The organism is Sphingomonas sp. GW821-FHT10C01 (assembly GCF_059415525.1).
The window spans coordinates 1672386-1684506 of the sequence record NZ_JBWKNK010000001.1 but is presented as its reverse complement, the minus strand read 5'-3'; the positions used below and the strand labels follow the sequence as shown (position 1 = coordinate 1684506).

The window sequence follows — 12121 nt, the reverse complement described above, 5'->3', positions numbered from 1 at the left end:
TCTCCGTCGTTCACAAAGCCTACACTACGCACATTGGGAGAGACTGTTCCGGCACCACAATGAGATGGATTGCTATGACGCAGTCGGCGAATGCGTCCATCACCTATGTTCTATTCGTCGGCCTTTCTGAAACCGCTCAACCTCGAAGATCTCGGCCGGACGGTCGATGAGTGGGTGCTCAAAGGGCCCCAGGCTAGCGCTTTTACCAAGCGGAAGCGGAGATCTTCAGGCACGAAGTTGCCTCGCGGAACTGTGTCAGTGGCCGAGTGCGCGCTCCTGGCACTAGCCAACCTCGCCTCCGACGCTTGCTTGGTTGCAAAAACGGTCGGTTACCATCGCATCGACATTACCTCCCTGGTCGGCGACGGAGGCATTGGCGGCTTACGTCAGCTGCCCCCGAGGCGCTGATCCGTGAACAACAGTAGAGATCAAACCGATCCGATTCAGTTCTATGTGGAGAGAAAAGCTCTGATGCGGCTATCGGGTCGATGGCGGGCCTGACCAATTTGAGAACCAACCGGCAGAAGCTGCCATTCGTCGTTGAAGGCCGGAGCACTCCTTGTGTTTCCTCGCCCGCAGCTTGATGACAGGTCATGGGATCTGGAACGAAACGCGTCGGACAGACCGCACGCGCGACGCAAATGAGCGTCATCGTCGACGCCGATGACTATTTCCGTGTCGCGCACGCCGCGATGCTGGAGGCTCGCAAGCAGATCATCCTCATCGGATGGGATTTCGATGCGCGGATCAGGCTGATCCCGGAGGGCGAAGCGCAAGCCGCCGCTGCGCCCTCATCCATCGGCGATTTCATTTATTGGCTAGTCCAGAACCGGCCGGAGCTCGAAGTCTTCCTGCTTCGTTGGGATCTGGGCGCGATCAAGTCGCTGTTCCGGGGGAAGACCGTGTTCACCGTCGCGAAGTGGATGGCGCACCCGCGCATCACGGTGAAGCTCGACGCCCACCACCCGACCGGCGCTTCCCATCATCAGAAGATCATCGTGATCGATGATTGTTTTGCCTTTTGCGGCGGCATCGACATGACGGGCGATCGCTGGGATACGCGCGATCATCGTGACGATGAGCCCGGGCGCGTCCGCCCCAATGGCGCACCCTATGAGCCCTGGCATGACGCAACGACGGCCCTGCAAGGTCCAGCAGCAGCGGCGCTTGGCAAGCTCGCGCGAGATCGCTGGAAACGCGCCGGAGGGGCGCCGCTCTCAGCCGTGAGGACCCGGCAAGATTGCTGGCCCGACCTCTTGCCCGTCCAGTTTTCCAACGTCGATGTGACGATCACCCGTACGGTACCAAAGATGCCGGGGCAGCGCGCGGTGTTGGAAGTCGAACATCTCTACCTGGCACAGATCGCCCGAGCCAAACGCTTCATCTATGCAGAAAGCCAGTATTTCGCATCGCGACGCATCGCCGAAGCGCTGGCGCGCCGCCTTGACGAAGCCGATGGTCCCGAGATCGTCATCGTCAATCCGCAACGCGCGCAGGGGTGGCTTGAACCGCTTGCCATGGACACAGCGCGCGCGCGGCTGATTGCCGCGCTGCGTCAACGCGACAAGCATGATCGCCTGCGGCTCTACCATCCGGTCACACGGGACCGCGCGCCGATCTACGTCCATGCCAAGATCCTGATTGTCGACGATCAGATCCTGCGCGTCGGCTCGTCCAATATGAACAACCGCTCAATGCGACTCGACACCGAATGCGACGTCGCGATCGATTGCGCGACGGGAAATAACCAAGGCTGCGCCGAGAAGATCGCTGCGATCCGCAACGACCTCCTGGCCGAGCATCTCGGCGTCTCGCCAAAGGCGATTGCCACGAGCATCACCAGGACAGCCTCGATCATCGCGACCGTCGAGCGACTGCGCTTTACCGGCCGCAAGAATGCGCGCGACCGGCGGCGTACCCTCGTGCCCTACGAGATTCCGGATTTATCAGAAGTCGAGAGGTGGCTCGCGGACAATGAGATTCTCGATCCCGAGCAGCCCGACGACATGTTCGAAGGGTTGAGCAAGCCCGGCCTCTTCCGCCATTTCCATCGCCCGGGCAGCGGCGTCTGAGCCGCCACGATCGATCTGCGGTATCTCCCGCGTCCGACAAGCCGACGTGCACGCACCGGTACGGGCACCTACGACCCGAGCGATACAGACCAATCGCCGCCGTTAAGTGGGACCCGCGCTTCGAAGGTAGTCGAGACCAATCTGCACCCGACCGGCTGACCCGTGCCGAGATCGAATCGGAGATGCGGCTGGCGGGCATCGCCCATCTGGAGAAAGTCGTTTGGGCGATGCTCGCGCCGAAAGGGAGATAAGCTTCTCAAGTCAGGGCGGCTCGTAGACGCTATCTCACGAAAAACGATAGGGATCGAAACAAGCGGCATCGGGATCCAATCGCCCGGAAAGAGCCGCTGTTAGAATCTCGCTCGCCAATGCCGCGAAGGCAATGCCATTGCCGCCGAATCCGGCGCTCAGCCACACGCCTGGCAAGTTCACGGCGGGCCCGATGGCCGGTAGGCCGTCGGGCGAGCTTCCGAACATGGCTGACCAGCGACGATCAACCGAAAGCGGGGCATCAAGGCCCAGCAGCGCTGCGGCTTTGTGCGCGATGATCGAGGTCCGCTCGGAGGTTTCACGATCCCGGCGCGCCGGATCGAATGCGTCGATATCTTCGCCCCCGACAATAACCCGCCCATCGCGACTGGTGCGAATATACAGGTAGGGATCGGAAGCTTCCCAGATCATCGCATGTTCGCGCCATAGCGGCGCGGTCCGTGGTGGGGTTGCCATGACGAAGGTCGAGAGCAGCTCGAAAGCCGGTGGCAGAAGGAGTGGCGCTCGCTCGTAACCGCCGGCGAAGATCGCATGGCGCGCGCTGATCCGTCCGCCATTCTCCAAAGTAAGCACAACAGCGTTCTTTTCGGTTTCAAGCGCCACGACATCGCATGGCCAGCAGACTGTCGCGCCTCGACCAAGTGCTCGATTGAGCAAGCCCAAAGTGAGCTTGACAGGATCAAGCTCGAAGCCGCCCGTGGAGACCAACCCGGCACGCGGTGCAATGTTGAAGCGCGTCGCAATCGCGTCGGCCGTCAGGAGATCTGTCGGCAACCCGGCGCGCGTATGAAATGCAACCTCTTCAGCCAGCCCGCGAGCGTCGAGTGTGGTGCCTTCCAGGTAGAGGGTCGGTCGATCGGTGCGGTGACACGGTATCCCAATATCGTCGATCCGTGCAGCAAAGGCACGGGTTGCCTTGTAAACGCGCTGCCAGCGCCGCCTTGCTTCCGCTTCCCCGAGTCTGGCGGCGAGCTCGCGCATCGGCAAGTCCATCGCCCACATGATCTGCGCGGTAGAGGCCGCGGTGCTACCATGGGCCGGTGGGCGGCGATCTAGTAGCGCTACTCTATGTCCATCGACTGTCAGGCGCTCAGCAAGGACGGCTCCCATTACACCGGCGCCGATGATTGCCACATCGCAGTACCGCGGCGCCGGAGTGCTCGACGGAACGGAATAGTCCTCCTCGTCCCACGCGGGATCGCCACTGCGGAGGTCGTGCTTCTCGCTTAACGGCATGGGCAGGGCGATGAAAGACAGGATTGCATGTGACGAAGCCCCGTCGATCGGAGATGCACAAACCGGCGGCTCTATGACAAACGCCGCCCCTCGCAGGGCGGCGCCTGTGCGTGGCTAGATGCGGGCGTCAATCGGCGCCGCTGCCGACTGGTGCGGTCTTCGGCGGTTTGCCGTCCTCGACCCTCCCTTCATTGCGTAGAGCACGGCCTTCCTCAGCCCTTTTCTTTGCCTCGGGGCTGTCACCATGCTCGTTCAGCTCCTCTTCCACATACCCAGCGGCTTCTTTGAGTTTACCTTTGACACTCATCGATACTCTCCTTGAATGCTTCCGCCTCCCGACCGCGAAAAGATAAACTCCTTCAACTGCTTAGTGTTCCATGAATCTGCCGTTCGAGGGTACGTCGAACCGTTTCAAATGGGGCGGCTACCTGTTTCTGCGGGCGAATAGGAAACTTCCGATCCCTATCTGTATGTGAGCAACAGTCGCGATGAGCGGATAATTGTCGGGGGCGGAGATATCGACGTATTCGATCCGACACGCGGGAATCGTGAAACCTCCGAGCGGACGTCGATTATCGCGCACAAGGCCGCATCGCTGCCGAGCCTTGATGCCCCGTTTCGGTTGATCGCCGTTGGTCAGCAAGTTCGGAAGCTCGGCACACGCCGTGCGAGCGGCCACCGCGCCGACGCGCAAACTCAACCTCCGGCGTCTAGGCGGGCGACGCCAGACCAGGTTCGCTCGAGCCAGGCTGCGGCTTATGCTCGCTGCGGGTGGTCGAGCGGCAGCGCGGACAGGGTCTCGACCGCTATCGGCCGGTCGCGAAGCTGTCGCATCTCAAAGGCGAAGGCCTTGTCGAGATGATCGCGGAGCGATCGTCCAGCTACCGTCATGCTCGCGCTCGACACCCCGCATTCAAGCGCCGGTTCCCGAGCCTTGGAATCGAGCAATGCCATCACCGCGCCGCCGCCAAGCGGTGACCAGGCGAGAACTCCCCAATCTAGTACACAAGCCTAACGCCCAGCGAAAAGTATCGGCCGATCACATCATAGAAGGGTGAATAGAGCGACCCATTGGGGGCCGGTTTGTCGAGAAGGTTGGTCACGTTGCCGTAAACCTCCATCTTCGTTCGTGGACCGGTCGCGATGCGCGCGCGCGCGAAGAGGTCGAGATAGCTATAAGCGGGAATGTGATTGTTGAGCAGATTGATGGTGGAGTTGTAGTTGCCTGGAGAGATATAACGCGCGCGAAGCTGCGCGCCAAAATCCTCACTCTCATAGCCGATGCTGGCGTTCGCCCGCCATTTCGGCACGCCGAGGCTGAAGGAGTTGCCCTGAGACCGGACATACTCGATCATCGTTACACCATCATTGGTCTTGAGGCTGTTGACCCAGTGCGCCCGCAACCGCAGTGTGAATTCGCCGGGAAGATTGGCAAGGCGACGGGAGGACAGTGTCTGCGAGAGTTCGGCATCGATGCCGTCAGTCCTATACTCGAACAGGTTCAGATATGAGGTGAGCGTGCGGATAATGTTGCCGTCCGCATCCCGCTCGACATTCGCGCACAGCGTGTGGTTGCCATTGAAACAACGGATGACGAGGTCCTGGGCGGAGACCGTGGTGATCACATCGTCGATACGGATGCGATAATAATCAGCCGAAAAGCGAAGACCGCGGACCCCTGGCGGAGCATAGAGAAATCCCGCGGTGAAGGTCGTCGCCGTTTCGGGCCGCAGGCGGGGGTTGCCGCCGGTGTGGTTGATTACATAGACACTGACATTCCGCAGCGGATCGGTGAGCGTGTTGTAGCCCACCGTGAGCTGCGTGAAGAGTTCGGCAAGGTTGGCCGACCGGATGTCTCGTGAGCGCGTGAACCGCCCGCGAAAACCGGGAAAAAACTCGTTTGTGGCCCCCAACTTCCAGGACCAGATCGATCCCGTGGTGTCGTAATCGGACAAGCGCACCGCCGCGTTCAACTCCAGCTTGCGCAGCAGTGGTCGGTCGCGCACCAGCGGAACGAGTACCTCCCCAAAGGCCTCGTTGACGGTGAAACCGCCATCGATCGGCGCGAAGTTGAACGATCGGAACGCGCGGGCGAGATCGAGATCGCCCACGGCCTGCCGGATCGCCTCGCGCCGCACTTCGATCCCCGCCGCGACGGAAACGGCGCCGGCCGCGAGCGTCAACGGCTCGCCGCGTAGACTGATGCCACCCACATCCAATGTGGTCGTGGCGCGCTGGCGCGGCGTGCCGGTGATATAGGCGAGCGCTTCCGCCGACGGTGCGCCGTCGCCGAACAGGTTGATCGGCACGCAAGCGCTCGAGGGCTCGCTGAGCTTGATGCGGCAGACCGGCCGCCCGGTCACGGGATCGCGGACCGTATCCACAGCCTGGTTGAAGTTGGCACCGATCACGAAGCCGGGCGTGTCGATGTCGTTGCGATACTCGCCATGGCTGTAATAGCCGCTCAGACGCCAGCTCGGCCCTATCGTCGCGTCGAGCGCGATCGTTCCCTGCGTCGTCACCCGCTCGAAATCGATGCGGGGGAAAGGAAAATCGGAATTGAACCGGCCCATCGTGAAGCCAGATTCTCCCGCCGCCAGCAGCCGTGCGCCGATCTCAGACGACAGGAAGGCATTGTCCCGCGCGATGAAGATGTTGCCGCGATTATGGTCACCGAACCAGATATAGTCGTTCCACATGCGCGAATGGCGCAATTCCGCCGTGATCTTGACGGAGTCGTTCGGCTTGAAGGTAACGCGGCCGAGCGCGCTGTAGCGGCGTTGCGGCGTAACGAGCGCGCTGAGATCGTCGTTCGATGGCCCCTCCCCGCCGATCATCTCGGTGCCCACCACCGTGCCGTACCGGAAGTCGCGAAGCGACCCGTCGGGGTTGAAGACCTGACCCGCCAGGACGCCGCTCAGGATCAGCCCGCCGCGTGCGGCATTGGCGAATCCCACATCTGGGGCCAGCACGAAGTTGCCGTTCCCGGCAGCCACGCTGGCCCAGCGCCCGACGCTCGGACGGGAGCGCTTCGGAATGACCCCGTCATTGTCGAGATACTCGGCGCCCAGGGTTACCTGTCCGCGGCCGGCCGCGAATGGCATACCGAGCGCACCCTCGAACCGGCGTTCCGCCGCATCGCCTCGCGCCGAGATGCCCGCCTGGCCGCCGAGCCGAACTCCGCGCAGATCGTCGTCTAGGACGATGTTCACCACGCCGGCAACCGCACCCGACCCCCAGGCCGCGGACGCGCCACCAGTCACGATATCGACCGACTTGATCAACACCGTGGGGATGGTGTTGAGGTCGTTGTCGCTCGAGAAGCGGCGTCGGTCGAGCAGCACGAGCGTACGATTGATCCCCAGGCCACGAAGATCGACCGGCGCCATGCCGGCACTCGTATTGGTGCCGCTGGTCTGCGGTGAGATCGTACCTCGGAATTGCGGCAGATCGTTCAGCGCGGCGGCGACGTTGGCGCGGCCGCCCATTTCGAGGTCCAGACGCCCCATATGCGACGTCGGGGTCGGCGCCTCGAAGCCGAGCAGGTCGATGCGTGAACCGGTGACGACGACGTCCTGTACTTCCTCCGGCTTCTCCCGTGGAAGCGCGGGCGGTGCCGAAGGCGGTCTGGTCATGGCGAGCGGGCGCTGCGCACGTCGTTCGACCGCGCGCCTAGCGACCACGTAAGAGCCGCCTGCGGTCACGGTGAAATCCAGATCCGTCCCCCTGAGCAGGCGGCGCAACGCCTCGGCCGCGGTGTAAGTGCCGTCGAGCGCCGGTGCGACACGTCCCCTGGCGGCGGCCGGCAGGAAGATGATGTTGGTCCGGGTGATCGTCGCCACGGCCTCCAGCGAGAGCGAAAGGTCCTGGCGGGGCAGCGCGAACCGGAACCGGGCGGTGGATTGTGCTTCGGCGGCGGGCACGGCGATGCACGTGAACGCGCCTATCATCGCCAGCTTGCCGCCTTGAATCACGTCCCGCCTCTACGCCATTCCACCGGATCGTTCCGGCCGACGAAACGACGATAGGGGATGACGCGCTGTCGGTGGCAGGAAGATGTGGTCAAGGCGTCAAAAGCACCGCTTCGCCTTCCGACTGCACGTGCAGGCCGTGAAGCTGCGCCACCGCCGCGGCGAACTCTGCCGGATTGGCAGTCGCAAAGACGCCCGAGATGGGGAGTGAAGCGAGCCGCGCGTCATTCACGATCACGCGCCGCCCGCCATACCGGTTCACTTCGGTGACGGCCTCCGACAGGGGCGTATCGCGAAATCGCAGTTCGCCGTGGCGCCAGGCGGTGATTGAATCGAGTAGTGGACGATCAAGTACCGGGACCGCGTCGGGGGTTGCCGAGAGGCGTTCGCCGGGCGCGAGGACCGCGAGCAGGCCCCCCATGCGTGTGACCTCGACCTTGCCGGTGAGCAGCGTGACGCGGACGCGATCCCCATCCCGCCGCACGATGAAGCTGGTACCGAGCGCCCGGATCCGTTCGTCACCGGCCACCACCACAAAGGGCCGCGCGGCATCATGTGCCACGTCGAACACGGCCTCGCCACGGTCGAGCGAAACCTCACGTTCGTCGCGAGCGAACTTCACCGTGACGTGACTATCGGTGTTGAGCGAGACCCGGCTGCCATCGTCCAGCGCCGCCGTGCGCTGCTCGCCGACGCGGGTGTCGAAGGTCAACGGCCGGTCGAGCAAGGCCGTCATCGCGCCGACGCCGGCGACCACGGCCAGCGAAGCGGCGATCGCCAGCGGCACGAACCGCCGCGAAACCGATCGCTGCGGCGCTTCTTCTTCAGACGCGGCAACCGCGCCAGGCAGGAGGTCCCACATCTCGGTGGCGCGCTCGAACGCTTCCTGATGCGCCGGATCGGCCCTGAGCCAGTCCTGCAGCGCACCCCGCGCCTCACCGCCCCGCGGCCCCTGGATGCGGGCGAGCCAGGCCGACGCCTCAGCGTTCAGGCGCGTTCGCTCCTCTCTGGATCGCATCACCATTGTTCCATCCAGTTCATCATTTCCAGGGTCGCCCGGGCAACCTGTTTTTCAACGGCAGGGATCGACATCCCCTCTTCGCTGGCGATCGTCGCGTAACTGACCCCGTCGAGACGCCGCCGGAGCAGGATGCGGCGGGTGCGTTCGGGCAATCGCGCGAGCCCGGCAGCCGCGTGGTTCAGGCGCGCCTGGGATTGCAGCACCTGTTCGGGGTTGGGAGTGGCATCGGCGATACTGAACACATTTCCGCTGGAAAAGGGAGCGCGGCGCTCGCGCCGTTCCTCGTCGATCGAGAGGTTGACGGCGGCCTTGACCATGAGCGCTTCCTGCGACCGCACCGAGTGCCGCTGCTCGTAGCGCTCCACCTTCAGAAAGGCCTCATGGACCAGGTCCTCGGCATCCTGATCCGCCACGCCGCGTCGCCGCAGAACGGCCCGCACGTGCCGCAACATCTCGCTCAACTGGTTCATCGCGTTCCCTGCCCGTCCCCTACATGACCTCGCTGCCAGAATTCGACAGGATTCTTGCGCGGAGCGGCATGATCGGCGCCGGGCGTGTCATGGGCCCTTGTTGCGGGCGATCTGCCGCCATTCGGAGCGCGTCAACGGAAGGGCGGCGAGTCCGGCATAATAGACGCGGAGATCGCGCGCGAACGGCCAGTCCGATGCCGGCAGGAAATGCTCGATCCCGATCCTGCGCATCAGGCCGACCAGCGCCGCCTTGTTCTGCCCCGATGCGGCACCGGGCGTGATGGCGGCCAGGTCGAAATAGAGATTGGCGCAACGCGCGCGATCATGCTCGCAGGCGTCGGCGAACACGCCCAGCGCGTCGAGGGTCGCGGAATCGATGCCACCCCAGCCCGCCGCATGCGCGATCTGCACCGTCGTGCCGTGCGCGGCCGGCAGCACGTCGCTGAGGAATATCCGCGCCTCGTCCGCGCCATAGCCGGCTGCCCGGTTACGCATATGGATCATGATCCGCAGACGCGCCGCCGCCGCAGCGCGCACGGTCGTCGCCAGCGTCTTGACCTGATCGGACTGGTGATAGTCGAACCGCGAATTGGCGAGGTGAATCTTCACGCCGGCAACGTTGCGATCTCCATGCCAGCGGTCGATTTCCCATAATGCCGTCGTGGTGAGCGGATTGACACCGATATAGGCTTCGAGCCGCCCGCGATGCTCGCGCGCCAGCGCGACGGTGAAGTCATTCGCCTTGCGCACGATTGCCACATGATCCGGAGCCGGCGGCACCATCATCGGACTTTCCGCCAGATAGGCGGTCGACATCACCCGTGCGCGCCGAATTCCCGCCTTGTCCATCGCCAGCAGCAGATCGTCAGCGGTCAGCGGGTTGGAGAATTCGGGATCGCATGGGCTGGCCCGGCCCGGGCTGGCGCAATAGTCGGGCAGAATGGCGAGGATCGCCGGCGAATGGATATGGACATGATGATCCACCGCCACGGCGGGCGCCCTCCGTTCCGCCGCCTTCAAGGGGGCGACGGACAGGAGGACGGCCATGGCGACGGTAAGCACGAGCACTAGTGTCACCGAGGCGCGTCGCCGAGCAGCGTCTGTTTCCAGAACAACACGCTCGTCCAGAAATAATAGTCCTCATTCTCCTTCTTGCGGAAAACGTGCCCGTCATTCTGCGCGAGCAGATGCCACACCGTGCCGCCCTTGCCGCGGACCGCCTTGATGATCTGATCCGCCTCGCTGGCCGGAACGCGCGGATCGTTGCCGCCGGTCGCGATCAGCAAAGGCAGGTCGATCTTGTCGACGCTGGTCAGCGGCGAGATCTCGATCAGCTTGGCGCGCTGCTTCGGGTCGCGCTCGTCGCCATATTCGACGCGGCGCAGATCGCGGCGATAGGACTGGGTATTCTCGAGGAAGGTGACGAAGTTGGAGATCGCCACATAGCAGTTCGCGCCCTTGAGCCGCGCCGAATAATGGGTGGCGGTGGCGTAGCACATATAGCCGCCATAGGAGAGGCCGGTGACCGCGAACCGGGCAGGATCGAGCGTCGTATCGCCCGACAGCGTGTCGAGGAAGGCGCCGATATCCTTGACCGAATCCTCGCGCTTGAACGGCCCGTTGTCGAGGTTGACAAAGCGCTTGCCGAAGCCGCTCGAGCCACGGACATTGGGGAAGAACAGCGCGATGCCGAGCTCGTTGAGATAGTAGTTCTCAGCCCCGAGGAAATCGGGCCGGGTCTGCCCCTCGGGTCCGCCGTGGATGTTGACGACGAGCGGACGCTTGCCCGGGAAGCGCGCGGGATCGGGGCGATAGAGGAAGCCGGTCACCGCCTCGCCGTCGAAGCTCTTCACCTCGACAAGCTGCGGCTCGACATTCTTCGTCGGGTCGAGCCCGCCGGTCTCGCTCGCGGTCCAGCGCGTCACCGCCAGCGTCTTGGGATCGACGGCAAAGGCGTCGCCCGCGACGCGCGCCGACGACATGCTGAGGCCGATCGTGCCCCAGGGCGCGATCTCGATCGACGAGCCGATCGAGTAAGGGATCACGCCGGCGGGAAGGCCAGTGACATCGCGGGTCGCACCGGTCGCGGCGTCGAGCACGTGCAGCCGGCTAACGCCCGCCTCATTGGTCGCATAGGCAAGGAAGCTGCCATCGGGCGCGAGTGCATAGTCGGTCACGTCCCATTTCGGTTCCTTCGAGACCGCCGTGAACTTGCCCGTGCGCGGATCGAGCCGGCCCAGCCGGACGAAATCGGAATCGACATCCGACAACACCCAGATGCCGCCGTCGGGCGCGTAGCGCGGGGCGATGTGCGACACCTCGCGCTTCCCGTCGTTGAGCGCGCGCATCTTGCCGGTCTTGAGATCGAGCTCATAGAGATCGGCACGGTTGATCGACATGCGGTTGATCACCAGCGCCTTGGCCCCGTCGGCGGAGAAGTCGGCGATGTTCCAGCCGCCGCCCTTGACCGTCGCGACCAGCCGGTCGGACTTGGGATCGCGCGGATCGACCACATAGAGATCGGCGTCGGCGCCGTTGCGCCGCGTCGAGGAGTAGCCGAGCAGCTTGCCGTCGGGACTCCATCCGCCGAACCAGTTGCGGCTCTTGCCGTCAGTGAGCAGTTGAAGCCGCCCGTCGGCCAGCCGGAAGAGCTGGTAGAATTCGCCGCCGCCAACGTCCTTTTGCACCACGGTGACGTCGCCGACACCGGGCGCGATGCTCGCCATCAGGATCGGTTCGTCCTCGAAGCTCAGCTGGGTGCGATCGGCATTGGGCGCGCGCACCCGATGCACCTGATCGGTATTGGCGAAGCGTGTCTTGACCAGCATCGAGCGATCGACCGGGTTCCAGCCGAGGAAGTTCGCCTTGCGCGCCTGGAGATAGGGCAAGGTGTCGGCGGCGAGCGCCTCGGGAATGGCGGGCAAGCCGTCGGCAACGATCGCAGCGGGCTTGGCGACCTGAGCGATCGCAGTGGAGGGGAACAGCGCGAGCGCCGCGGCAAAGGCAGGGCGAAGGAACATCGGGCACTCTCCTAAGGTCAAACCCGCCGCGGCATGGCGCCGGGCGGGTTTGCCGAAACGG

General features: G+C 64.0%; 9 protein-coding genes. 1 reads left to right on the top strand and 8 read right to left on the bottom strand.

The features are described from left to right. The first annotated feature begins 593 nt into the window (after positions 1 to 593). Positions 594 to 2072, top strand: coding sequence for a phospholipase D-like domain-containing protein (locus tag AC07M1_RS08195; RefSeq protein ID WP_495162052.1), 1479 nt, complete (start codon positions 594 to 596; stop codon positions 2070 to 2072). 285 nt (positions 2073 to 2357) lie between these two features. Here AC07M1_RS08195 and AC07M1_RS08190 read toward each other — a convergent pair whose 3' ends face one another. The 8 genes from AC07M1_RS08190 to AC07M1_RS08155 all read right to left on the bottom strand — a co-directional run bounded on the left by AC07M1_RS08190 (position 2358) and on the right by AC07M1_RS08155 (position 12060). Further along, complete coding sequence (locus AC07M1_RS08190) at positions 2358 to 3578, bottom strand: NAD(P)/FAD-dependent oxidoreductase (RefSeq protein ID WP_495162051.1); 1221 nt, start codon at positions 3576 to 3578, stop codon at positions 2358 to 2360. Between the two features lie 127 nt (positions 3579 to 3705). After that, positions 3706 to 3885 carry a hypothetical protein gene (locus tag AC07M1_RS08185; RefSeq protein ID WP_495162050.1) on the bottom strand — a complete coding sequence of 60 codons (180 nt, stop codon included), beginning with the start codon at positions 3883 to 3885 and terminating at the stop codon, positions 3706 to 3708. A gap of 449 nt (positions 3886 to 4334) precedes the next feature. Further along, positions 4335 to 4469: a hypothetical protein gene (locus tag AC07M1_RS08180; protein ID WP_495162049.1), complete on the bottom strand. Its 135-nt coding sequence runs from the start codon at positions 4467 to 4469 to the stop codon at positions 4335 to 4337. Positions 4470 to 4576: 107 nt separating this feature from the next. Next, on the bottom strand, positions 4577 to 7552 hold the full coding sequence (locus tag AC07M1_RS08175) for a TonB-dependent receptor domain-containing protein (RefSeq protein WP_495162048.1): 2976 nt from the start codon (positions 7550 to 7552) through the stop codon (positions 4577 to 4579). 88 nt (positions 7553 to 7640) lie between these two features. Continuing rightward, positions 7641 to 8567, bottom strand: coding sequence for a FecR family protein (locus AC07M1_RS08170; protein WP_495162047.1), 927 nt, complete (start codon positions 8565 to 8567; stop codon positions 7641 to 7643). Beyond that, a complete protein-coding gene (locus AC07M1_RS08165; protein WP_495162046.1) occupies positions 8567 to 9040 on the bottom strand; it encodes an RNA polymerase sigma factor in 474 nt (157 codons plus the stop codon). The genes AC07M1_RS08170 and AC07M1_RS08165 overlap by 1 nt, the downstream gene beginning before the upstream one ends. An 87-nt stretch (positions 9041 to 9127) precedes the next feature. Further along, positions 9128 to 10087, bottom strand: a complete 960-nt coding sequence (locus tag AC07M1_RS08160; RefSeq protein ID WP_495162045.1) for an amidohydrolase family protein — start codon at positions 10085 to 10087, stop codon at positions 9128 to 9130. Positions 10088 to 10113: 26 nt separating this feature from the next. Beyond that, entirely contained in the window at positions 10114 to 12060 is a 1947-nt protein-coding gene (locus AC07M1_RS08155) for a S9 family peptidase (protein ID WP_495162044.1), read from the bottom strand. Positions 12061 to 12121 lie beyond the last annotated feature (61 nt).